The sequence below is a fragment of the Pseudomonas sp. HN8-3 genome, from assembly GCF_020790195.1.
GTDB lineage: Bacteria > Pseudomonadota > Gammaproteobacteria > Pseudomonadales > Pseudomonadaceae > Aquipseudomonas > Aquipseudomonas synxantha_A.
This window is the reverse complement of the sequence record NZ_CP086206.1, coordinates 3719014-3741449: the sequence shown is the minus strand read 5'-3', so window position 1 is coordinate 3741449 and position 22436 is coordinate 3719014. Positions and strand designations below refer to the sequence as shown.

18 protein-coding genes are annotated in these 22436 nt (G+C 60.7%); 7 read left to right on the top strand and 11 right to left on the bottom strand.

Going from position 1 to position 22436, the window contains the following annotated elements:
* Positions 1–64 precede the first annotated feature (64 nt).
* On the bottom strand, positions 65–1063 hold the full coding sequence (locus LJX92_RS16435; protein ID WP_032880463.1) for an NAD(P)H-quinone oxidoreductase: 999 nt from the start codon (positions 1061–1063) through the stop codon (positions 65–67).
* 196 nt (positions 1064–1259) lie between these two features.
* On the opposite strand from LJX92_RS16435, the gene LJX92_RS16430 reads away from it, so the two are divergent.
* Positions 1260–1646: a DoxX family protein gene (locus LJX92_RS16430; RefSeq protein ID WP_032880465.1), complete on the top strand. Its 387-nt coding sequence runs from the start codon at positions 1260–1262 to the stop codon at positions 1644–1646.
* Between the two features lie 54 nt (positions 1647–1700).
* Here the strand turns inward: LJX92_RS16430 and LJX92_RS16425 are convergent, their stop codons facing one another.
* The 3 genes from LJX92_RS16425 to LJX92_RS16415 all read right to left on the bottom strand — a co-directional run bounded on the left by LJX92_RS16425 (position 1701) and on the right by LJX92_RS16415 (position 4901).
* The gene (locus LJX92_RS16425; protein WP_005789458.1) at positions 1701–2519 is read right to left on the bottom strand and encodes an alpha/beta fold hydrolase; all 819 of its coding nucleotides are present in this window, start codon (positions 2517–2519) and stop codon (positions 1701–1703) included.
* A gap of 97 nt (positions 2520–2616) precedes the next feature.
* Positions 2617–4008 carry an alginate export family protein gene (locus LJX92_RS16420; protein WP_148853563.1) on the bottom strand — a complete coding sequence of 464 codons (1392 nt, stop codon included), beginning with the start codon at positions 4006–4008 and terminating at the stop codon, positions 2617–2619.
* Positions 4005–4901, bottom strand: coding sequence for a VOC family protein (locus LJX92_RS16415; protein ID WP_228308619.1), 897 nt, complete (start codon positions 4899–4901; stop codon positions 4005–4007). Before LJX92_RS16415 ends, LJX92_RS16420 begins: the two co-directional genes overlap by 4 nt.
* 326 nt (positions 4902–5227) lie before the next feature.
* Between LJX92_RS16415 and LJX92_RS16410 the strand changes: the two genes are divergently transcribed.
* Positions 5228–6115 carry a GNAT family acetyltransferase gene (locus tag LJX92_RS16410; RefSeq protein WP_228308618.1) on the top strand — a complete coding sequence of 296 codons (888 nt, stop codon included), beginning with the start codon at positions 5228–5230 and terminating at the stop codon, positions 6113–6115.
* Between the two features lie 40 nt (positions 6116–6155).
* Here LJX92_RS16410 and LJX92_RS16405 read toward each other — a convergent pair whose 3' ends face one another.
* From LJX92_RS16405 to LJX92_RS16380, 6 genes are all read right to left on the bottom strand, one after another.
* Positions 6156–6434 (bottom strand): hypothetical protein, encoded by a 279-nt coding sequence (locus tag LJX92_RS16405; RefSeq protein ID WP_050549410.1) that lies wholly within the window; start codon positions 6432–6434, stop codon positions 6156–6158.
* Positions 6435–6606: 172 nt separating this feature from the next.
* Positions 6607–7626, bottom strand: coding sequence for a branched-chain amino acid aminotransferase (locus LJX92_RS16400; protein ID WP_005789450.1), 1020 nt, complete (start codon positions 7624–7626; stop codon positions 6607–6609).
* Between the two features lie 204 nt (positions 7627–7830).
* On the bottom strand, positions 7831–9210 hold the full coding sequence (gene lpdA, locus LJX92_RS16395) for a dihydrolipoyl dehydrogenase (RefSeq protein WP_103735478.1): 1380 nt from the start codon (positions 9208–9210) through the stop codon (positions 7831–7833).
* Positions 9211–9214: 4 nt separating this feature from the next.
* Complete coding sequence (locus LJX92_RS16390) at positions 9215–10477, bottom strand: dihydrolipoamide acetyltransferase family protein (RefSeq protein ID WP_057700569.1); 1263 nt, start codon at positions 10475–10477, stop codon at positions 9215–9217.
* Positions 10478–11536 carry an alpha-ketoacid dehydrogenase subunit beta gene (locus tag LJX92_RS16385; protein ID WP_005789444.1) on the bottom strand — a complete coding sequence of 353 codons (1059 nt, stop codon included), beginning with the start codon at positions 11534–11536 and terminating at the stop codon, positions 10478–10480.
* A gap of 1 nt (position 11537) precedes the next feature.
* Positions 11538–12773 (bottom strand): 3-methyl-2-oxobutanoate dehydrogenase (2-methylpropanoyl-transferring) subunit alpha, encoded by a 1236-nt coding sequence (locus LJX92_RS16380; protein WP_005789442.1) that lies wholly within the window; start codon positions 12771–12773, stop codon positions 11538–11540.
* Positions 12774–12968: 195 nt separating this feature from the next.
* Here LJX92_RS16380 and bkdR point away from each other — a divergent pair, with 195 nt between their 5' ends.
* On the top strand, positions 12969–13457 hold the full coding sequence (gene bkdR / locus LJX92_RS16375) for a Bkd operon transcriptional regulator BkdR (RefSeq protein WP_005789440.1): 489 nt from the start codon (positions 12969–12971) through the stop codon (positions 13455–13457).
* 118 nt (positions 13458–13575) lie between these two features.
* On the opposite strand, the gene LJX92_RS16370 is transcribed toward bkdR, so the two are convergent.
* On the bottom strand, positions 13576–14439 hold the full coding sequence (locus LJX92_RS16370; RefSeq protein WP_032880479.1) for an MBL fold metallo-hydrolase: 864 nt from the start codon (positions 14437–14439) through the stop codon (positions 13576–13578).
* A 94-nt stretch (positions 14440–14533) separates the two neighbouring features.
* Here LJX92_RS16370 and LJX92_RS16365 point away from each other — a divergent pair, with 94 nt between their 5' ends.
* From LJX92_RS16365 to LJX92_RS16350, 4 genes are all read left to right on the top strand, one after another.
* Positions 14534–14869 (top strand): ArsR/SmtB family transcription factor, encoded by a 336-nt coding sequence (locus LJX92_RS16365; protein ID WP_005789341.1) that lies wholly within the window; start codon positions 14534–14536, stop codon positions 14867–14869.
* A gap of 51 nt (positions 14870–14920) precedes the next feature.
* Complete coding sequence (locus LJX92_RS16360; protein ID WP_228308617.1) at positions 14921–16165, top strand: NAD(P)/FAD-dependent oxidoreductase; 1245 nt, start codon at positions 14921–14923, stop codon at positions 16163–16165.
* A complete protein-coding gene (locus LJX92_RS16355; protein WP_005789338.1) occupies positions 16166–16972 on the top strand; it encodes a sulfite exporter TauE/SafE family protein in 807 nt (268 codons plus the stop codon). It abuts the gene before it with no gap.
* Positions 16973–17281: 309 nt separating this feature from the next.
* Positions 17282–22381: an SET domain-containing protein-lysine N-methyltransferase gene (locus LJX92_RS16350; protein ID WP_228308616.1), complete on the top strand. Its 5100-nt coding sequence runs from the start codon at positions 17282–17284 to the stop codon at positions 22379–22381.
* The last annotated feature ends 55 nt before the right edge of the window (positions 22382–22436 follow it).

Genomic DNA, 22436 nt, shown 5'->3' with positions numbered 1-22436 from the left:
CCCTCCCACATTTGTGCCGAGTACCGTCAAACTTGGCCGGTCGCCAAGGATTGAGGAAAGCGCCTCACTCCACCCGCAACACAATCTTGCCAATGTGATCCCCACCTTCCATGCGCGCATGGGCCTGGGCGGCGTCGGTGTATGCGTAGACCTTGTCGATGATCGGCAGGCAGCGCCCGGCGCTGAGCACCGGCCACACGTAGTCGCGTAGCTGTTCGGCAATCGCGGCCTTTTCTTCGCGGGTGCGGGCGCGCAGCAGGGAGCCGGTGATCACCGCGCGTTTGGCGAGGATGGTCAGCAGGTCGACGTCATGAGCCTTGCCGCCACCGAGGAAGCCGAGCATCACCAGGTGACCGTCCATGCCAAGGGCCTTGAGGTTGTTGTTCAGGTACGAGGCACCCATGATGTCGAGAATCACATCGACGCCTTTGCCATCGGTCTGTTGGGCAATGACCTCGGCAAACTCCTGTTCGCGGTAGTTGATCGGTTCGGCGCCCAGCTTGGCAATCGCGGCACATTTGTCTGCGCTGCCGGCGGTGGCGAATGCCTGGATACCGAACTCCTGGCAGAGCATCAATGCGGTGGTGCCGATGCCGCTGGTGCCGCCGTGGATCAAGGCGCGCTGGCCTTTATGGGCACCGCCGAGGCCGAACAGGTTGGCCCAGACCGTGAAGAAGGTTTCCGGCACGGCGGCGGCCTGAATCCAGTCCATGCCCGCCGGGACCGGCAGCGCCTGGCTGGCCGGCACCGCACAAAACTGCGCATAGCCACCGCCATTGGTCAGGGCACACACCTTGTCGCCCAGGCTGTATTCAGTCACGCCAGTGCCCAGCGCCACCACTTCACCGGCCACTTCCAGCCCGGGAATCGGGCTCATGCCGGGTTTCATCGGGTATTTGCCGGCGCGTTGCAGCGCGTCTGGGCGGTTGACCCCGGCGGCGTGCACGCGAATCAGAATCTCGCCTGGCCCGGCCACTGGCACGTCCGCGCGCCGTGGCTGCAAGACGTCGGGGCCGCCAGGCGTGGTGATTTCGATCAGGGTCATTTCTTGGGGGAGCGTCATGGAAAAGTTCCTGTAGCGATGAGCGTATGGGTTGGGACCGTAGCGCGGGGTCGGCAGTTCAGCAAGATCATGCCGGGTTCTTTCGGCAATGCAACGGCCTGGGGCAACCGCAGGATTTCAGCACAAGCCTGCAAGTGCGTCGGCGCGGCTTTGGACACACTGGCCGTCGATCATTATTGACGGACATAGGTGGCGTATGAACGAAGCGAGAAATCAGGATACCGGACTGTTGTTCCTGCGGGTCAGCGGGGCGGTGTTCCTGTTGTGTGTGCATGGGTTGCCCAAGCTGCTCAACTACGGCGAACAGTTGAAGCTGATCGAAGACCCGTTTCACCTGGGGGGCCAGGTCACCTTGCTGCTGGCGATCTTTGCCGAGGTGCTGTGCCCATTGCTGATCATTGCGGGCGTGCTGGTGCGCCTGGCGTGCGTGCCGATCCTGGCGGTGCTGGTCATCGCTTTGCTGGTGGTGCATCCAGAGTGGACGCTGTGGGAGGGGCAGTTCGGCTGGCTGCTGTTGATCATCTTTACCAGCATCCTCATTGCCGGGCCGGGGCGGCTGGTAGTGGTTCAGCGCTTTGCCTGAGCAAAAAAAGGCCGGGCGAACCCGGCCAAACAAGGAGAGGAGGTTGCAAGCGGTTCAGCGGCTGAGGAACGCCAACAGGTCTTCATTGAGCTGCTGGGTGTGGGTCGCGGCAAACCCGTGGGGTGCATCCTTGTAGACCTTCAGTTGCGCGCCGTTGATCATTTCGGCAGCCACCTTGCCGGTGGTTTCGAACGGCACGATCTGGTCGCCGTCGCCATGGATCACCAGGGTCGGCACGTCGATTTTGGCCATGTCCGGGCGGAAGTCGGTTTCGGAGAAGGCGCTGACGCAGTCCACGGTCGACTTGAGCGAGGCAAGCATCGCGATCTGCAGGGTCTGGCTGAGCACACCCTCCGAGACTTGCTGGCCCTTGTTGATACCGAAGAACGGCGTATTGAAATCGCTGATGAATTGGGCGCGATCCTTCAACAGGCCGGCCTTGATGCCATCGAACACCTCGGTGGGGACGCCTTGGGGATAGTCGGGTTGCTGGCCGAAGATCGGCGTCACGGCACCCAGCAACACCAGGCCGGCGACACGAGCGCTGCCATGGCGGGCGATGTAGCGCGCCACATCACCGCCACCCATGGAAAAGCCCACCAGGGTCACGTCCTTCAGGTCCAGGTGTTCGATCAACTGCGCGATATCGTCAGCGAAGGTGTCGTAGTCGTTACCGGTCCAGGGTTGGTCCGAGCGGCCAAAGCCACGGCGGTCGAACGCGATAGTGCGAAAGCCGCGGCTGCTCAGGTACTCCATCTGGTATTCCCACATGTCGGCATCCAGCGGCCAGCCGTGGCTGAACAGCACGGGCTTGCCGCTGCCCCAGTCCTTGAAGTAGATCTGGGTACCGTCTTTGGCAACGAAGGTGCTCATCTGAATCTCCTTGCTTGAGTTAAAAAAGCGCTGAAAAAACCGTATCACTATTGCCGTTAACCTGAGCCCAGGCTTGTATGGGTGTGCTCGCCTGAGGTTACCAACTGAACTTGAGTTCCATGCCCAGGTAGTTGCTGTCGTGCCCACCGGCATCACGCAGGGTCTGGCCAGCCGCGTAGTGCACGGCCTCGATTGCACCGCTGAGGTTGGAGGTAAACGCGTAGTCGGTGCGCACTTGGCCATAGGCGCCGGTCCAGCGTTGACCCTGGCCAGCCGTTCCGGCGACGGCGAGGTTGGGTTGGGTATAAACCGCGTCCGCGGTGGTCTGCCGCCACAACAGGCCGACAGCGGTTTGCACGCTCAGCTTGGCGATGGGTTTGACGGTGATTGATGGTTTGACGTGGATCAGGTTGCTGTAGCCCGTATAACCGGCCAGGGAAAAGTAGTAGCCGTTGGGGAACAGCGGGTTGAAGGTGCCGACGCGGCCATCACCGCGCTTGCGGTCACCGGAGGCGACATCCACTTGCAGGCCGAGGCGCGGTGTCCAGGCCAGCGTGTCGAAGGTGTAGCCGGTACGGCTGCCGCCGGCCCAGGCGCGGATCGCCTGGCTGCCCACCGACCCCTTTTGCAGCATGGCTTCGATATCCCAGTCGAAGCCCCGGGCCGCGCCGCCCAGGCGTACGTCGAGCAACTGGCGGGTCTCGTTGCCGTCGGCATCCAGGTAATGGGCGGCACGGCGCTCGTAGACGCCGTAATAGGCCGACAACTCATTGCTGCCGCCCACCAGCCGCTCGACCCGCAGCATGTGGAAGCGCGCGTCACGATTGGATTTGTCGTCAAAGTGCCGGCCATCCTGGTATTGCACCGGTTGGCTGGCGATCCCGATAAAACGCCACTGGGGCGTTTCCCAATCGGCCCACAGCGCGTCGAAGGACTGGCGCACATTCGGGCCATCGCGCGACGAAATAAAGCGCTGCAAATCGAAGGCAAAGTCCTGGCGACCCGCCCGAGCCTTAAAGGTGCCGGCGCTGAAGGTCTTCACGTATTCGGCAAAGGCCAGGCGCAGGTCTACGCGGTTCTGGTCGGCGCCGCCGATGGTGGTTTTGTCATAGGCCCGTACATCTTCCAACTGGGTGAACAGCCGCCAGTGTTCGTTGAGGTGCAAGTCGGCGTGCACCTGAAAACGCTGGATCAGGTAGCGATCACGCGCTACATCGCGCACGCCGAAGCCGCTGGCGTCGTTCATCTCGAAGCGTTCGCGCAACGTCGCACCCATGGACAGGTAGGTGAACGGGTTGGCGGCGGACAGCGGGATGTACTTGAGGTTGTCCAACGGTTGCGTGCGCAATGCCGGATCCTTGAGCACAGACCAGTCTTCCTGCCAGCGATTGGCCTTGATGGCCGGGCGGGTCGGTTGATTGTCGGCATGTACGCTGCCCACCACCAGCGGCCACAGCACGGCCAGGCCCCAGCCTGTACGACGGATCATTTCGCCGCGATGAGTTGGTGAATTTCCGCGACGTAACCGCCCGGGAATTGCACCAATGCGCTGCGACGGCCTTTGCTGGCGAAGCTCGGCACCAGTACGGTAGCGCCCGAGCCCGTGGCTTTGGCCAGGGTGGCCGTCAGGTCGGCTACCTCATAGCCGGTGGTTTCATGGCCAAAGGGGTAGGGCAGTTGGCCGTTGGTCACCAGTACCGCCATACGCCCAAAGGGCGACGTGATTTCGACGCGTCGGTAAGTGCCGCCAGCCTGGCCCACCTCCACAGCAGGTGCGTGCTTGTCATCGGCTACCACTTTGCCGTGGGAGAAGCCAAGGAACGCCTTGATAAAGCGGTCGGCGCGATCGGCGCTGAGGTACACGCGGTTTTCCGGCACCGTCTGGAAGGCGGCGTAGTCGGGAGCCTTGGTGTGCCAATACAGCTGCATGTTCACGCCGCCCGGCCACTGCACCACCGCATCGCGGCCGATGGGATCGGGAAAATCGCTGACGATGACCGCAGCGCCGTTGTCCCGAGCTGCCTTCAGGGCCACGTCCATGTCCTTGACCAGATAACCATTGCGCTCCTGGCCGAAAGGATGGGGGATGGGCGTGGTGAAGCCGAACAGTGACACCGTGCCGGCAGGGGTCTGCAACAGTTGCGAAGTGGTGCTGCTCGGCACCGGCAGCACATTGACCACCACCTGGGGCGTGCTCTTGCCCCCGAACGTGGCCAGGAAACTCTGGGCAAAACCCTCTACATCAGCGGGTGCTACATACACATGGCTGGTGTCGTATTGCGGCGCCACAGCCACTGCCGGCGTGGCCGCCCATGCGCTGCCCGCCATGGCCCCGGCCAGCAATGTCACGGCCAGGGTTACCGCCCTCACTTTTCTGTACATGCCTACTCTCCAGCGCTTTTAAGAAAGTCAAAAGCTTAGGGGGCGGGCGGTGACGCCGATTGTATGGGCGTGCTTGGTTGAACGGTTCAGCGTCAATGGCATTGCCCGCACCTGTTGCGGTTCGCTGATCGGCCGTATCCAGAAAGCCCGGGAGATGCTGGGTTCTGCGCCGAACAGAGGATTGTCCGGGATGTGGAAATGATCGATATGCAGGGCATCAACGAGGCGTATAGCTTATCTTTAGCTGACCCACCGCTATCGGGATCAAGCTCCCTTCCACATGCACAGTGGGGTGTTCATTACAGTCGCGCCAGCCAGGAGGAGTCATGTCGACCGTTGTTCGTCTCGCCCAAGCAGCCGATGCCCAGGGCATCAGCCAGGTCATTCTGGCGGCCTTGCACAGCAGCAATGCACGGGATTATCCAGCAGATGTGATTGCTCGCGTCGCCACTCACTTCACGCCCGATGCGGTTCTGGAACTGCTCAACCGCCGTATTGTGCTGGTGGCTACCCAGGACCATTCAATCGTCGCCACCGCTGCCCTTGATGCCAACGTGGTGCGTTCGGTCTTCGTCAATCCCGAGCTGCAAGGGCAGGGTATCGGCCGTTTGTTGATGATCGAGATCGAACTGCGTGCCCGCGAAGCCGGGGTGACGGTGTTGAGTGTGCCGTCATCACTGACCGCCGAGCCGTTCTACAGCAAGCTGGGTTTTCACACCGTGCGCGATGTCTATCATGGCAACGAGCGCACGCTGGTCATGGAAAAGACCTTGCTGTCACGGCATCCCATCGGCCCCTACCGCGACCGGCAGCATCGCGCCCAAGTGATTGAGTTATGGCAGCAGGCGTTTGGCTATGACACCGCGCACAACCTGCCGAGCCTGGCGATTGACAAGAAGCTGGCGGTCAACGATGGGCTGTTCTTCGTGGCCACCGACAAGAAAACCGTGATTGGTACGATTCTCGCGGGCTATGACGGCCATCGTGGCTGGTTGTACTCGGTGGCGGTGCATGCCGACTATCGTCGCCATGGTTTGGGATCGTCGCTGGTGCGCCATGCCGAGCAGGCGTTGACGGCCTTGGGCTGCATGAAGATCAACCTGCAGATCACCGGCGGCAATGACGTCGTGGTGGGGTTTTATGAGGCGTTGGGGTATGGGGTGGAGCCGAGGATCAGTATGGGTAAGAGGATTGCAGAAAATATCAACGGTTGACGCGCATGACCGACGGCAACCTGGTCATGGCTGGTGAGCTTTATTTCTTCGCTTTTTTTCGTTTTTTTATGGCATAGGCTGTCATTTTGGCGAAAGCGTTGGCTACGTTCAGGTAAAGCGCCTTGTCATCGTTATCGTAGTCTCCATCGCCGTCGACGTCATCGGGTGCCGAGGCGGTATCGTAAATCCCGTCGTGCTTGCTGGATGACGCGTAAACGGCCCAATCAAGGTCGTTGTTAATGTAAGTTTCCATCACGATTTCTTTACTACCGTCATTCTCGAAATCTTCTGCGGACACACGTAATTCATAGATCGCCATGATGGGCTCCTGCTGGGTTTAGAAGGAGAGTTAACTTAGGTGTGCCGATTTTTACTGTCTACTGTCAATCTTCACAGGTGATTGCACATCCAGTAACCCACCGCATAAAAAAGGCCCATTCACCGACAGCGGTGAATGGGCCTTTTTCTGAAGTGGCAGGTTCAGATCATTTTCAAACCTTGACGATCCAACCCGCGGGCGCTTCAACGTCACCGGTCTGCACACCGGTCAGTTCTTTGTAGAGCTTCTGGGTAACCGGGCCGACTTCGGTTTCGCTGTGGAACACGTGCATCTTACCGTTGTGCTGGATGCCGCCGATCGGTGAAATCACCGCAGCAGTACCGCAGGCGCCGGCTTCCTTGAACTGGTCCAGTTTGTCGATGAACACTTCGCCTTCGACCACGTCCAGGCCCAGGCGGGTCTGGGCCAGTTCCATCAGCGACAGGCGGGTGATGCCTGGCAGCACCGAAGGCGACTTCGGCGTGATGAACTGGTTGTCGTGGGTGATCCCGAAGAAGTTGGCCGAGCCGACTTCTTCGATTTTCGAGTGAGTCATCGGGTCCAGGTAGATCGCGTCGGCGAAGCCGGATTTCTTCGCTTCAGAGCCCGGCATCAGGCTGGCGGCGTAGTTGCCACCGACCTTGGCGGCACCGGTGCCTTGCGGCGCAGCGCGGTCGAAGGTGGAGATCTGGAAGTTATGTGGCACCAGGCCGCCTTTGAAGTAGGCCCCGACCGGGATAGCGAACACCGAGAAGATGAACTCCGGCGCAGAGCGTACGCCGATATTGTCACCGGTGCCGATCACGAACGGGCGCAGGTACAGCGCGCCGCCACTGCCATACGGCGGGATGAAGCGCTCGTTGGCCTTGACCACTTGTTTGCAGGCGTCGATGAAGTCTTCGGTCGACACATGCGGCATCAACAGGCGGGCACAGCTGCGTTGCATACGTGCAGCGTTCTGGTCCGGGCGGAACAGGTTGATCGAACCGTCCTTGCAGCGATAGGCCTTCAGGCCCTCGAAGCATTGCTGGCCATAGTGCAGGGCGGTGGAGCCCTCGCTGATGTGCAGCACGTTGTCGTCGGTCAGGGTGCCTTCCTGCCATTCGCCGTTTTTCCAGACCTGGAGAAACCGCTTGTCGGTCTTGATGTAGTCAAAACCCAGCTTGTCCCAATTGATGCTTTCGTTACCCATGACACCCTCTATCTCTGGTCAAGTCGGATTTTTTTCTGGATGGGAGCAACAATACTGCATTCTTGGCTTATGTGGGAGCGGGTGGGTGGACCATTGAGCCTTTGTACTGGCTGGTCCACCGTCATCGCGGGCAAGCCCGGCTCCCACATTTGACTGCATTCCAAATGTGGGAGCTGGCTTACCTGCGATAGCGTCACCGCAGTTTCACAGATGCAAGGCGTGCCCCAGTGCCCGCAATGCCGCTTCCTGCACCGCCTCGCCAAGGGTCGGATGGGCGTGAATGGTGCCGGCCACATCCTCAAGGCGCGAGCCCATTTCCAGGCTCAGCCCGAACGCGGTAGACAGCTCGGACACCCCGGCCCCCACGGCTTGCCAACCGACAATCAGATGATTGTCACGCCGCGCCACCACCCGCACGAAACCGGCTTTGGACTCAAGCGTCATGGCCCGACCATTGGCGGCGAACGGGAAGCTCGACACGATGCAGTCCAGCCCGGCAGCCTTGGCCTCGTCCGGGGTCTTGCCGACCACCACCAGTTCCGGGTCGGTAAAGCACACCGCTGGAATCGCGGCCGGGTTGAATTCTCGGGTCTTGCCGCTGATCAGTTCGGCCACCATCTCGCCCTGGGCCATGGCCCGGTGCGCCAGCATCGGCTCGCCGCTGAGGTCGCCGATGGCGTACACATTGCGCATGCTCGTCTGGCAGCGGCTGTCGATCTTGATCGCCGCGCCGTTCATGTCCAGGTTCAGCGCTTCGAGGTTCCAGCCTTGGGTGTTGGGTTTGCGCCCAACGGCTACCAGCACCTGGTCGGTGTCCAGCGCCAAGGTGTCGCCATTGGGCGCACGCACTTGCAGCTTGTTGTCGGCAAAGCCGGTGACACTGTGCCCAAGGTACAGCTTCACCCCGAGTTTCTTCAGGGACTCGGCCACCGGTAAGGTCAGCTCGGCATCGTAGGCGGGCAGGATATGTTCCTGGGCCTCGACCACACTGACCTCGGCACCGAGCTTGCGATAGGCGATACCCAGTTCCAGGCCGATATAACCGCCGCCCACCACAATCAGGCGCTTGGGCACGCGGGTCGGTGCCAAGGCTTCGGTGGACGAGATGATCGGCCCGCCAATCGGCAGCATCGGCAGGTTGACACTTTTCGAACCGGTGGCCAGCAGCAGGTGTTCGCACTGGATGCGCTGGTCGCCCACCTCGACAGTCTTGCCGTCGATAACCTTGGCCCAACCGTGAACGACCTGCACCTTGTGTTTTTTCAGCAGCGCGGCGACACCCGTGGTCAGGCGATCGACGATGCCGTCTTTCCATTCCACGCTTTTGCGGATGTCCAGGGTCGGCACATCCACTTCAATGCCCAGTTGTGAGCCCTGGCTGTGATGCACGGTCTGCTGGAACTGCTCGGCTACATGGATCAGCGCCTTGGACGGAATGCAGCCGATGTTCAGGCAGGTGCCGCCCAGTGCCTGGCCTTCCACCAGTATGGTGGGGATGCCCAGCTGGCCGGCGCGAATCGCCGCCACATAGCCGCCGGGGCCGCCGCCGATAATCAGCAGCGTGGTGTGCAATGTCTGAGTCATGCCCTTACTCCAGGAACAGGCTGGCGGGTTGTTCGAGCAGGCCGCGAATGGCCTGGATGAATTGCGCCGCGTCCATGCCGTCGACCACGCGGTGATCGAAGGAGCTGGAGAGGTTCATCATCTTGCGCACCACGATCTGGCCCTTGATCACCATGGGCCGTTCGACGATGCGGTTGACGCCAACGATGGCCACTTCCGGCAGGTTCAGCACCGGCGTGCTGACGATGCCGCCCAGGGCGCCCAGGCTGGTCAGGGTGATGGTCGAGCCGGACAGCTCTTCACGGCTGGCCTTGCCTGTGCGTGCGGCGTTGGCCAGGCGCACGATTTCTTCGGCAGTGCCCCACAGGCTGCGGGCCTCGGCGTGACGCACCACCGGTACCATCAGGCCCACGTCGCTTTGCGTGGCGACGCCCACATGTACCGCGCCGAGGCGGGTAATGACCTGGGCCTCGTCGTCGTAGCGAGCGTTGATCTGCGGGAAGTCGCGCAGCGCCACCACCATGGCCCGTACGATAAACGGCAGCAGGGTCAGCTTGCCGCGTGTCGCACCGTGCTTTTCGTTGAGGTGCACGCGCAACTCGTCGAGGGCGGTGACGTCGATTTCTTCCACGTAGCTGAAATGCGCGGCGCGCCGGGTGGCGTCCTGCATACGCTGGGCGATCTTGCGGCGCATACCGATCACCGGGATCTGGTGTTCATCATTGCGCTCGGCGTAAGGGTTGGCGGCGCTGGCGCTGGTGGCCGGCCCCTGGTGCAGGTACGCCTCCAGGTCTTCGTGCAGAATCCGGCCCGCAGGCCCTGTGCCATGGACCAGGCGCAGTTGAATTCCGGCATCCAGCGCGTGCTTGCGCACGGCAGGGGAGGCCAAAGGGCGCTCGCTGGCTTCGCGGGCCACGGGCGCTGGTGGCGCGTTCACGGCTGGAGCCGGTTTGCTTTGAACGGGTGCCGTGACCGGTTTGGCTTCAACGACAGGCGCGGTCTTCATCGGTTCGGCAGCCACCGGCACATCCTTGGTGTTGCCTGCGCCTTCCACTTCAATGCTGATCAAAATACTGCCCACCGCCATGACTTCACCGGGCTCGCCGCCCAGGGAAATCACCTTGCCGTGGACGGGCGAGGGAATATCCACCATCGCCTTGTCGGTCATCACATCCGCCAGCACCTGGTCTTCAACCACCAGGTCGCCGACCTTCACATGCCACACCGACAATTCAACTTCCGCGATGCCTTCGCCAATGTCCGGCATCTTGATAACGTGCGTGCCCATTCAGACCTCCATGACCCGTTTCAACGCCGCGCCCACTCGGGACGGCCCTGGGAAATACGCCCACTCCTGCGCGTGCGGGTAGGGCGTGTCCCAACCGGTGACGCGCTCGATCGGCGCTTCCAGGTGGTGGAAGCAGTGCTCTTGCACCAGCGATACCAGTTCGGCGCCAAAGCCGCAGGTGCGCGTGGCTTCATGCACCACCACGCAACGTCCGGTCTTTTTCACCGACTTGACGATGGTTTCCAAATCCAGCGGCCACAGGCTGCGCAGATCGATGACTTCGGCGTCGATGCCGGTTTCTTCGGCGGCAACTTGCGACACATACACGGTGGTGCCATAGGTCAGCACCGTCACAGCCGAACCTGGGCGCACGATGGCGGCCACGTCCAGGGGCACGGTGTAGTAACCGTCCGGAACCTGCGCTTGCGGGTGTTTTGACCACGGCGTTACCGGGCGATCGTGGTGGCCGTCGAACGGGCCGTTATACAGGCGCTTGGGTTCCAGGAAGATCACCGGGTCATCGTTCTCGATGGAGGCAATCAGCAGGCCCTTGGCGTCGTAGGGGTTGGATGGCATCACCGTGCGCAGGCCGCAGACCTGGGTGAACACCGCTTCGATACTCTGGCTGTGGGTCTGGCCGCCGTAGATGCCGCCGCCGCAGGGCATACGCATGGTCAAGGGCGCGGTGAACTGGCCGGCCGAGCGATAACGCAGGCGCGCCGCTTCGGAAATGATCTGGTCGGTGGCGGGGTAGACGTAGTCGGCGAACTGGATTTCCGCCACCGGGCGCAGGCCATACGCGCCCATGCCCACGGCTACGCCGACGATGCCGCTTTCCGAGATCGGTGCGTCAAACACCCGTGAGCTGCCGTATTTGGTCTGCAAACCTTCGGTGCAACGGAATACGCCGCCGAAGTAGCCGACGTCCTGGCCGAACACCACCACGTTGTCGTCACGTTCGAGCATCACATCCATGGCCGAGCGCAGGGCCTGGATCATGGTCATGGTGGTGGTGGTCATGGCGGTTTCCAGTTCGATGCTGTTGTTGTGGTCGTTCATGTCACACCCCCAACTCTTGACGCTGGCGCTTCAAGTGCTCCGGCATCTCTTTATAGACGTCCTCGAACATGGTCGCGGCGCTTGGAATCTGGCCACCGGCGAGGGTGCCGTACTGTTCGGCTTCCTTCTGCGCCTTGACCACTTCGGCTTCAAGTTCGGCACTGACCGCTGCATGTTCCTCTTCGGACCACTGGCCAATCTTGATCAGGTGCTGCTTGAGACGGGCAATCGGGTCGCCCAGGGGGAAGTGGCTCCAGTCGTCGGCTGGACGGTATTTGGACGGATCATCGGAGGTGGAGTGCGGGCCGGCGCGATAGGTGACCCACTCGATCAACGTTGGCCCAAGGTTGCGCCGTGCGCGTTCGGCAGCCCAGGCCGAGGCGGCATACACCGCGATAAAGTCATTGCCGTCTACCCGCAGGGAGGCGATGCCGCAGCCCACGCCGCGTCCGGCGAAAGTGGTGGCTTCACCGCCGGCGATGGCCTGGAAGGTGGAGATGGCCCATTGATTATTGACCACGTTGAGTATCACCGGCGCGCGGTAGACGTGGGCGAAGGTGAGGGCGGTGTGGAAGTCCGATTCAGCGGTGGCGCCGTCGCCGATCCAGGCCGAGGCGATCTTGGTATCGCCCTTGATCGCCGAAGCCATGCCCCAACCCACGCCCTGCACGAATTGGGTGGCGAGGTTGCCGGAAATGGTGAAGAAGCCCGCCTCTTTGACCGAGTACATGATCGGCAACTGGCGACCCTTGAGCGGGTCGCGCTCGTTGGACAGCAGTTGGCAGATCAGGTCTACCAGCGGCACGTCGCGGGCCATCAGAATGCTTTGCTGGCGATAGGTGGGGAAGCACATGTCGTCGATGTTCAAGGCCAGGGCCTGGGCGCTGCCGATGGCTTCTTCGCCAAGGCTTTGCATGTAGAACGACATTTTTTTCTGGCGCTGGGCGACCACCATGCGGTTGTCGAAGATGCGCGTCTTGAGCATGGCGCGCATGCCTTTGCGCATGATCTCGGTCGAAACACCCTCGGCCCACGGCCCGAGCGCCTGGCCCTGGTCGTCGAGCACGCGGATCAGGCCCTTGGCCAGGTCGGCGGTGTCGGCGGGTTCTACGTCGATGGCGGGTTTGCGTACCAGGCCGGCGTCGGTCAGACGCAGGTAGGTGAAATCGGTCTTGCAGCCTGGACGGCCCGAAGGTTCGGGAACGTGCAGGCGCAGCGGTGCATACGGCTGGGTCATGGCTTTCTACGCTCTATCTTGTGAATTTCTTGTAGTGGGCGCGCTAGCTGACAGTCAGTCTTCGGGTAGAAGAAATCTTGTCCTACAACAATCATAGGCGTGGCGTAGAAGAATATTTATCTGTGTTTCATTGCGCTCACCGTCATTTGCGGATAAAAAAACTGCATAAACATAATAAACAGGTGATTTTGTCTCATGCGCAAACTGGACCGTACCGATATCGGCATTCTCAACGCCCTGCAGGAGAATGCCCGCATCACCAACGCCGACCTGGCCCGCTCGGTCAACCTGTCGCCCACGCCGTGTTTCAACCGGGTCAAGGCGATGGAAGAACTGGGCCTGATTCGTGAGCAGGTCACGTTGCTGGATGCTGACCTGCTGGGGCTGCACGTCAATGTGTTCATCCATGTAAGCCTGGAAAAGCAGAATGAGTTGGCGTTGCAGCAGTTCGAAGGGGCGATCTCGGACCGTCCCGAGGTGATGGAGTGCTACCTGATGGCGGGTGATCCGGATTATTTGATCCGCGTGCTGGTGCCGACGATCCAGTCGCTGGAGCGTTTCATGATGGACTTTTTGACCAAGGTGCCGGGGGTGGCAAACATTCGCTCCAGCTTTGCCTTGAAGCAGGTGCGCTACAAGACGGCGCTGCCGCTGCCAGCCAACGGCATCAGCCTGGGCAACTGACTCAACGCGGTAAAAATGTGGGAGGGGGCTTGCCCCGATGGCGGTGTGACAGTCAACTTATGTGTAGCTGATCCACTGCTATCGGGAGCAAGCCCCCTCCCACATTTTTTACTGTATTTCAAAGTTGGTTGAGGGGGATCTTCAGGTAGGTCACGCCGTTTTCTTCCGCCGGCGGCATATGCCCCGCCCGCACATTCACCTGGATCGCCGGCAGCAACAAGGTCGGCATTCCCAGCCCGGCATCACGCTGGGTGCGCATCTCTACAAACGCCGCTTCATCCACCCCATCGTGCACATGAATATTCCCCGCCCTTTGTTCCGCCACAGTGGTCTGGCACTTGGCCTCACGCCCCTCTGGCGGATAGTCATGGCACACATACAGCTTGGTATCCGAGGGGAACGCCAACAGCTTGCGCATCGATGCGTACAACTGCCGCGCATCGCCGCCGGGGAAATCGCAGCGGGCGGTGCCGACGTCTGGCATGAACAGCGTGTCGCCCACCAGGATCAAGCGGCCGTCGATCAAGTAGGCCATGTCGGCAGGGGTGTGTCCCGGCACATGCAGGGCTTGGGCTTTCAAACCGCCGATATGAAAGACCTCATCCGGCGCAAACAGGTGATCGAACTGCGAACCGTCGACGCGAAATTCCGGCTCCAGGTTGAACAGGTTTTTGAACACACCCTGCACCTTGCTGATCGATTCGCCTATCGCGATCTTGCCGCCCAAGGTGCGACGCAGGTAGGGCGCGGCAGACAGATGATCGGCATGAGCGTGGGTTTCCAGCAACCACTGCACCTGCAAGCCATGCTCGCGCACGAACGCGATCACCTTGTCAGCCTGGGCGGTATCGGTACGCCCCGACGCCGGGTCGTAGTTGAGTACCGAGTCGACAATGGCACAGGGGCCGCCATCCGCTTCATAGACGATGTAGGTATAGGTCGACGATGCGTCATCCAGAAAGGCTTGAATCAACGCTGGCATGGCGGCTGTCCCCAATGAAGAAAAAAGTGGTTACAATCAGTTTACGTTTACACATAATGTTTTGAGCTTAAGTGACATAAAGGACCCGAAGCAAATGGAATCTACCTTGAGTGAGGGCGAAGTCGCCCAGTTGCGTGCGTCGGCGTCCAAGGCTTGTTCCTTGCTCAAGGCCCTGGCCAATGAAGACCGACTGTTGATCCTGTGCCAGTTGACCCAGGGCGAGCGCAACGTCGGCGAGCTGGAAGCCCTGACTGGCGTGCGCCAGCCCACGCTGTCACAACAGTTGGGCATCCTGCGCGATGAAGGGCTGGTCGCCACCCGCCGAGAAGGCAAATACATTTTCTACGGGCTGGCCAGCCATGAAGTGATTCAAGTGATGAAGACCCTGTCCGGGCTGTATTGCGGCGCGGTCATAAAAAGCTGGGCGTGACGCCATCCGGCAGCGACCCTTGTGTGCATTGACTCAAAAAGGCAGTAGACAATGACCGAACAACACTGGGGACCCACCATCAGTGGCGATATCGTAGTCATCGGCGGCGGCTCGGCAGGCATCGGCCTGCTGGCCAGCCTGCTCAAGCGCGATCCGCAGTTGAACATCATCCTGATCGAGCCCAACGATTACCACTGCTACCAACCGGCCTGGACCCTGGTCGGCGGCGGCGCCTACGACCTGCAAAAGACCCGCCGCCCCCTGGCCGATGTGCTGCCCAATGGCGTCAGTTGGGTACAGGCCGCCGTGAGCGAAGTGCTGCCCGACGAGCAAACCCTGGTGCTCGACAGCGGTCAGCGCGTCACCTGGCAAAACCTCATCGTCTGCCCCGGTCTGCGTCTGGCCTGGGAGAAAATCGAGGGCTTGCCAGACACCCTCGGCCAGCACGGCGTCACCTCCAACTACAGCTATGAGCACGCCGCCTACACCTGGCAACTGGTGCAGCAACTCAAGGGCGGCAAGGCGCTGTTCACCCAGCCTGCCATGCCGATCAAATGCGCCGGAGCGCCGCAAAAAGCCATGTACCTGTCCTGTGATCACTGGCTCAAGCAGGGCGCACTGAAAAACATCGAGGTGGAGTTCAACCTGGCCGGCGCTGCGTTGTTCGGCGTGGCGACCTTTGTGCCGCCGTTGATGAAATACGTCGAAAAATACAAGGCGCGCCTGGCGTTCAATTCCAACCTGGTAAAAGTCGACGGCCCGGCGCGCAAAGCCTGGTTCGAAGTCAAGGACGCCGAAGGCAACGTGAGCGTCGAAGAGAAAACCTTCGATATGTTGCACGTCGTGCCGCCGCAGCTGGCCCCGGACTTTATCCGCGAAAGCGAGCTTGCCGACGCCGCCGGCTGGTGCGAAGTAAACCCCCACAGCCTGCAACACATGCGCTACCCGCATATCTTCGGCCTTGGCGATGTGTGCGGTACCACCAACGCCAAGACGGCGGCCGCGGTGCGCAAGCAAATCGTGGTGGTGGCCGAGAACCTGCTGGCCCTGCGCAAACAGGCGCCATTGCCGCTCAAATACGACGGCTACGGCTCCTGCCCGCTGACGGTGGAGAAGGGCAAGGTGGTACTGGCCGAGTTCGGCTACGGCGGCAAGCTGCTGCCGACCTTTCCCCTGGACCCGACTCGGGCGCGCCGTTCGATGTGGTTCCTCAAGGCCACGCTGCTGCCGTGGTTCTACTGGAACGGCATGCTCAAGGGCCGCGAGTGGCTGACCCGTCTGAGTAAGGTGGACTGAATGCTGCTGGCCAGTCTGTTGGGTGTATTGATGGGCCTGGTCATGGGCCTGACCGGCGCGGGCGGCGGCATCCTTGGGGTGCCGGCGTTGGTGCTGGGGCTGGGGTTGACGATGACCCAGGCCGCGCCGGTGTCGTTGCTCGCAGTGGGTGCGGCAGCGGCGGTGGGGGCCATCGATGGCTTGCGCCATGGCCTGGTGCGTTACCGTGCGGCGTTGTTGATCGCCTTGCTCGGCGCGCTGTTTTCGCCGTTGGGCGTGTTCGTCGCCCACCAACTGTCGGAGCCGGTGCTGATGGGGTTGTTCAGCGCGCTGATGGTGCTGGTGGCCTGGCGCATGCTGCAACGGGAAAAGCGCGAGGCGGGGCCGAGTGACCATGGCGCCGCTTCATGGGGCCAGAAGAATTGCATGCTGGATCAACAAACCGGGCGCTTCTCCTGGACCGCCAAGTGCAGCGCCACCCTGGCTGCGCTGGGAGCTGTGACGGGTGCTGTATCGGGCTTGCTGGGCGTGGGCGGCGGCTTCCTGATCGTGCCGGCGTTCAAACAACTGACCGACGTGCAGATGCGTGGGATCGTCGCCACGTCGTTGATGGTGGTCAGCCTGCTATCGCTGATCGGCGTGGCCGGTGCGTTTCATGCGGGCGTGAGCATCGAGCCGGTGGGCTGGGTGTTTATCGGCGCGAGTGTCGTCGGCATGTTGGCGGGAAGGCGGTTGTGTTCGGTCATCCCCGCGCGGGTGTTGCAAGTGGGGTTCGCCAGCCTGTGTGGGGTGGTGGCGATTGGCATGTTTGTCAGCGCGTTGCTCTGACGCGGTACCGGTGCACGGTCACGAAGTCTTGCAGTTGGTCGGGAACCTCCTCATTGGGTGCTGACACTCAGTGAACGGCCGCAAGCGCCGGACTCCTCGACTACGCATAGGCGTTTTATGACAAGCATTACCGCTGCAAGTACGCATTTTTCGCTTCCCCTGCCGACAGATGAACATCCGTCATCACCTGTGACCGATGGCGTCGACACCTCAATGACGTCCCCTCGTCTCAGCCAGGATAGACCGATACCCAGCAGCCCGGCGCCCTCGCTGGGTAATCTGGGAGGCGCATTATCCTGGTCGGTTCCCTTGAGCGCAGACGAACAGCGGCGCTTGCGTCTTGTCACGATGAATCACCAACACGCCCTTGGCGATCAGCCGCTGGTGATGCAAACCCAGGGCGGGGTGCTGGAGTTTCTGCGGTATCGGCAGCCGCTGCCGGCAGAGGCGGGCGACGACCCGGCTAAAATACTCCAGGCACTGGTCAACTCCCCGCAAGGGCAGCGGATGGGCAAAGCGCTACAGCAAACCATGCAAGGCGTTGACAGCGAAAGCAGCGCAAGCGATTACCTGCTGGCCGCTATCGCCCTGCAGATGGACCCTGAGTCGATCACTGCGCCCGGTCGCAACAGCGTTGCCGGTTTCGACCTGGGCAGTGACACACGTGGGGGGCACCACGCCTCCAAGGTTGTGGCCGGCTTGGCCGAACATTTGAGCAGTACTGGCAAAACCAGCGCTGCACTGGCGAGTGTCGGTGCGTACCTGTTGCTGGCCAAGGCGGCACCGCAGTTTCTGATCAAAGACATTCTCCCGACCGTAAAGGTTGGCAGTCAGGCGTGGGCCAGCCTGACGATGGCTGCGATGACGATTGAGGCGCACACACCCGGCAAAGTCCCTGGTATGACGTTTGCCCAAGTCATGAGTGAGGCGCAAGAAGCGCAGCGGGTCGACCCTGCAGTTACCCAAGCGGCACAAACCCTGGCATTGCTGGACTGGGCCGTGGCGAGCGGCGTGCTCACAAAAAGACAGGATGGCGACTATCTCCCCGCGCAACTTGAATCGGCAAGGGTCGCATTCAACGCGCAACAGGACGCCCGGCTCGTTGCTTCCCAGGCACTGGACACAGCACTGCCCACTCGAAAAGAGGTCGCACTGGCCAAGCTCAAGGAGCGTTTCGGCGACCTTGGCGCATTTTTCGAAGAGAAAGCATTCGCGATTGATCAGCACTATGTGGCGATTGAAGGGGGAGGGATTTCGCTATTGGATATCGCCATGATCGACTGGCTGGAACCCCGGCTCTTCAGGGCGTATGAACCGAGCAGTTCACTCAAGGGCAATGACCTGCGAAGGGTGCTGACGCGTTTGAACGCCAACCGGCAGTTTGGCGTGCCGGCTGAATTCGAACGGCAGTTCAGCCGTGCGATCGAGGAAAAAAAAGCCGCCGTCAATACAGTGGTCAGGCACATGATTTCGCAACTGCCGTTGGAAGATCGCCAGCGCCTGGAGTTTGGGAAAATCAGCTTTTTCCAGGAAGGCTCATACGTCATGGATGGTCATTTCAATAATACGTATGGTCAAAATAAACCGGGGCTGCTGGTTAAAACTGAACTGCAGGGCGTGTCGCACGCCTACGTCATCGACTTCAATAAAGGCACGATTGAAACAGCGAGCCTTTACGATACGAAGATCAGGGCGGACAGGGTTGGCAACAAGGTAACGACGACCAAAACGTTCACGCCCAGCCACAAAGCAGATGATCTTGGGCGTGAGCGCCCGTTGGATAACGGGCCATGGGAGAGCTTTACCAGTGCTCGATCCCATGGGATTGCCACGGCCTTTGTCGAGCACTTGGATCTCGACGATCCGGCTATCAAGTTGCAAGCCCGTGGGCAGACGGCCTTGGACACGGCGAACGCGCAGTTGAGCGAGTTTTTGTTGAACTTGATCCCCTTCAGGTCCGCCATTGTCAATTTTCAAAACGGCAAGTACGGGGACGGGGCTTTCGATCTCTTGCTGGATGTTTTCGGCTTTCTTACCGCCGGCACCGCCACCGCCGGAAAATTGCTCAAGGTCGGCCGCTCGGCGCTTTCCACCGGCGCCAAGGCATTGCGGGCGGCCAAGGTCATCGGTGTGGCGGCCATTGACGTGCTCAACCCTGTGGGAGGGGTGGGCGATCTGCCCAGGTTGGTGGGTACTGCTGGCCTCTATGTACTGTCCAAAGGCATCAAGGCCGTCAACAAACTCAGAGGCGCCACTGGCAGCTACGACGTGTTGAAAACTATCAGCAAACAGTACGACGTCGCAGCAACAGGCACCTTGAAGGTGGGAGGCCAGACAGTGGAAGGGGCTGCTGTGCTCAAAGGCGGCAAGTGGTATTCATTTGACGCTGACACTATGCGACCTTATGGCAGCCCGCTTGAGCAGTTCAAAGTATCGACCCAGGCTGTCGACGGTGAGGTGGACACGGCGCACATTGATGGGCTGAGTGAGTTGAGCCATGAGCTGTTCGGGCACTTCAAAGTGCCAGACCGCAAAATCGTGGGGCTGTCACGCAACCGTCAGGGGGTGTATGTGGCGGCCGATGGGCACATGTCGCATATACGCCATACCGACAGCAACGGTGATACAGCGGTATATGAGGTGCGCCAGGTTTCGCGCACGGACGACGGTGTTGTGCAGGCGCGGGTTTATCACAACAACCGGCAAACCGAGTTGCTGGTCCAGCATGTACAAGGGGACGAATGGCAGCGCCTGGGGGCGCCCGGTGGCGGGCAGATCACCGCTGAACATTTGCGGGCCTGGGAGGCGTTGTCGCCGGATGAACAGGCCAGTCTTACCCGAAAGGGCTTTGCCAAAAAGAATCACCTCCCCCAGAAAACCTTTGAGTACTACGTGAAACCTGACGGCCAGTTGAGCGATACCGGTGTGATCGTGCGTGACCGCCCCGCCAACGCATTCACCGATAAGGTGACCGAAACGCATGTGCGTGATTGGCAAAACATGACACAAGCGGCGCGTGACGAAATGACCTTGGACGGATTTATCGGCCTTCATAACCTTCGACCAGGAACATTCAAAAGTTATGTGCGCCGGGATGGCACCCCGATGATCAGGGGCGAAGCGTTGCTCAAGTCGTCCGTCGCCCCCAGAAGCAACCAAATTACCGATGATCATTTACGCCAGTGGGATGAGCTTTTCAGGAGCCCGGACAACACATTGACGTCTGCGCAGTTTGTTAGCCAACACGGGCTCAGCCAACGTAGCTGGGAGATGTACGTCAAGGCGGATGGTTCTTTAAAGGAAATGGGCGCGCAGCGCCTGGAACAGGCACGGCAAAATGCCGCACTGGCGTCCGCAGGCCAGGCCCCGCCCTCCATGGCTGATCATTTGCGCGCTTGGCAGGCGCTGTCTTTGGAGCAACAACAAAGCCTTACCCGTGAGGGGTTCGCCCGGCAAAAACACCTCCACCCGAGAGTTTTTGAGCGCTACGTGCAACCCAATGGTCAACTGACCGCTACCGGTGTGGCAGTGCGCGACCGCCTGCCCGGCACGCCCTTCTATACGGTGACTGAAACCCATATCCGTGACTGGCAAGACATGACACAGGCGCAGCGTGACGTAATGACCCTCGAAGGGTTTGCCGAGCTTTATCACGTCAATCCGGGCTCGTTCAAAACGCATGTGCGGCGAGATGGGACCTTGGGGCCAGTCGGCAGGGAGCTGATGGACAGGGTCGCCGGGGTCGTCCCTAACAGAATTACCGATGACCATCTTCGCCAATGGAAAGCGCACTTCGAGAGCCCGGATAACGCGGTCACGCAAGCGCAGTTCACCCGCGAGAACGGGCTCCATCCTGCTACGTGGAGGGACTGGGTCAACCCTGACGGCTCCTTGAAAAAGACCGCCAGGGAACGTCTTGAGCGCGCTGCACTGGGGCCCGCGGCCCATGCCCCGAGGGCGCCGATGCTATTGATCACCGCCGAGCATTTGCGCGACTGGGAGGCGCTGCCGCTTGCGCAACAGCAAGGCTCTGCCCGTAAGAACTTTGTCCGACATAGACACATCTCCCATAGAACCTTTGATCACTACGTGCAGCCTGACGGCAAACTGAGCCCTGCCGGCGAGCTTGTGCGCGACCGTGCGGCCAACACACCGGTTGACAAGGTGACCGAAACGCACATCCAGGCGTGGCAAAACATGACACAGCAGGCGCGGGACGCCATGACCAGGGAAGGTTTTGCCGGTCACCATAACCTCAGTGCGCACTCATTCAGATCACATGTACGGGCAGACGGCAGCCTGTCGGCCACCGGCGAAGCACTGGTGAGCAGCGCAACCGATGGCACCTATAGGCGGATCACCAGTGACCTTTTGCGCCAGTGGCAAGTGCTTGCCACCAATGCGGACAACTCAATGACGCAAGCGCAGTTCTTGCACCAGCACAGGCTTAATCCAAGCGTCTGGACGAAGTACGTTAAAAGTGACGGCTCCTTTACAGCGATTGCTGTCCAACGTCTCGAACGGTTACAGCAAAACACTGGACCGCGTCTCACGCCCCAGCAACCTGCTGTGGATACGGCACGAAAACGACCGGCATCAGACCCTCTGGACCCGCCGCAAGCGAAGGTTGCGGATCTGACCTTGCACGCCGATACGCCTCAGGGCGTAGAGGCCCCGGGGCCAGCGTTGGCAGTCCCGCCTGTCGTTATCAAGGTTGAGCCCAGTGATTTCCAGACACTGCCCCGCCATCAGATCGACAACACACTGCCGATCCTGCAGGACCCGGCGAACCCCAGGCTCAGCTTGACTCAAGCACTTGAAGGTCCTATCGATGACATCCGTATCGCCTACTGGAATGGTGTGCTTGACGGGCTGGATAGCGCAACAAAGGCGCGCGTTTCAGCCCAAATCAAGGAATCGATCAAAGACTGGCTGCGAACCGAAGGTCAACACCAGTCTCGGTTTGAGGAGGCTATGGAAGTGGTCACGCCGCTGGACGATGGTGGGCCGGCTCGCGGCGCTTCGGTGTGGGCGCGGCGCGATATTCCTCAATATGAAGTGCTTGGTCCGTATGCAGGCAAATATCACCCAGACGAGGCGTCGTTGTTCGAGGAGCAACGCAAGCAAGGCTCGCGGGCTGTAATGACCTACCTGTTTGGTACCCGTTCGGGTACGCGGACGGTGAGTGGGCTGCACACGGGCAACACCCTGAGCCTGATCAACACCTCGCAACTGGGCGATGGGCCAGCGTGGAGGTCCAACAATGTCGTGTCCATCTCGGTCGGGAAAAACCTGACGTTCTACGTGGCGCTGAAGGACATCAAGAAAGGGGAAGAGTTATTGCTGGACTATGGACCGTTCTATAAACCGGTACCTGATATTGCGATCAAACCGGATCCTGATCGCTGAGTTCAGTGCTCGGCGCGTCAGCCTCCGCCCCCTAGCACCCCATGAATGAGCGAAA

Excerpts from the sequence above, each read along its gene's own strand:
- LJX92_RS16435 (WP_032880463.1), bottom strand. The coding sequence starts at position 1,063 with ATGACGCTCCCCCAAGAAATGACCCTGATCGAAATCACCACGCCTGGC.
- LJX92_RS16430 (WP_032880465.1), top strand. The coding sequence starts at position 1,260 with ATGAACGAAGCGAGAAATCAGGATACCGGACTGTTGTTCCTGCGGGTC.
- LJX92_RS16425 (WP_005789458.1), bottom strand. The coding sequence starts at position 2,519 with ATGAGCACCTTCGTTGCCAAAGACGGTACCCAGATCTACTTCAAGGAC.
- LJX92_RS16420 (WP_148853563.1), bottom strand. The coding sequence starts at position 4,008 with ATGATCCGTCGTACAGGCTGGGGCCTGGCCGTGCTGTGGCCGCTGGTG.
- LJX92_RS16415 (WP_228308619.1), bottom strand. The coding sequence starts at position 4,901 with ATGTACAGAAAAGTGAGGGCGGTAACCCTGGCCGTGACATTGCTGGCC.
- LJX92_RS16410 (WP_228308618.1), top strand. The coding sequence starts at position 5,228 with ATGTCGACCGTTGTTCGTCTCGCCCAAGCAGCCGATGCCCAGGGCATC.
- LJX92_RS16405 (WP_050549410.1), bottom strand. The coding sequence starts at position 6,434 with ATGGCGATCTATGAATTACGTGTGTCCGCAGAAGATTTCGAGAATGAC.
- LJX92_RS16400 (WP_005789450.1), bottom strand. The coding sequence starts at position 7,626 with ATGGGTAACGAAAGCATCAATTGGGACAAGCTGGGTTTTGACTACATC.
- lpdA (WP_103735478.1), bottom strand. The coding sequence starts at position 9,210 with ATGACTCAGACATTGCACACCACGCTGCTGATTATCGGCGGCGGCCCC.
- LJX92_RS16390 (WP_057700569.1), bottom strand. The coding sequence starts at position 10,477 with ATGGGCACGCACGTTATCAAGATGCCGGACATTGGCGAAGGCATCGCG.
- LJX92_RS16385 (WP_005789444.1), bottom strand. The coding sequence starts at position 11,536 with ATGAACGACCACAACAACAGCATCGAACTGGAAACCGCCATGACCACC.
- LJX92_RS16380 (WP_005789442.1), bottom strand. The coding sequence starts at position 12,773 with ATGACCCAGCCGTATGCACCGCTGCGCCTGCACGTTCCCGAACCTTCG.
- bkdR (WP_005789440.1), top strand. The coding sequence starts at position 12,969 with ATGCGCAAACTGGACCGTACCGATATCGGCATTCTCAACGCCCTGCAG.
- LJX92_RS16370 (WP_032880479.1), bottom strand. The coding sequence starts at position 14,439 with ATGCCAGCGTTGATTCAAGCCTTTCTGGATGACGCATCGTCGACCTAT.
- LJX92_RS16365 (WP_005789341.1), top strand. The coding sequence starts at position 14,534 with ATGGAATCTACCTTGAGTGAGGGCGAAGTCGCCCAGTTGCGTGCGTCG.
- LJX92_RS16360 (WP_228308617.1), top strand. The coding sequence starts at position 14,921 with ATGACCGAACAACACTGGGGACCCACCATCAGTGGCGATATCGTAGTC.
- LJX92_RS16355 (WP_005789338.1), top strand. The coding sequence starts at position 16,166 with ATGCTGCTGGCCAGTCTGTTGGGTGTATTGATGGGCCTGGTCATGGGC.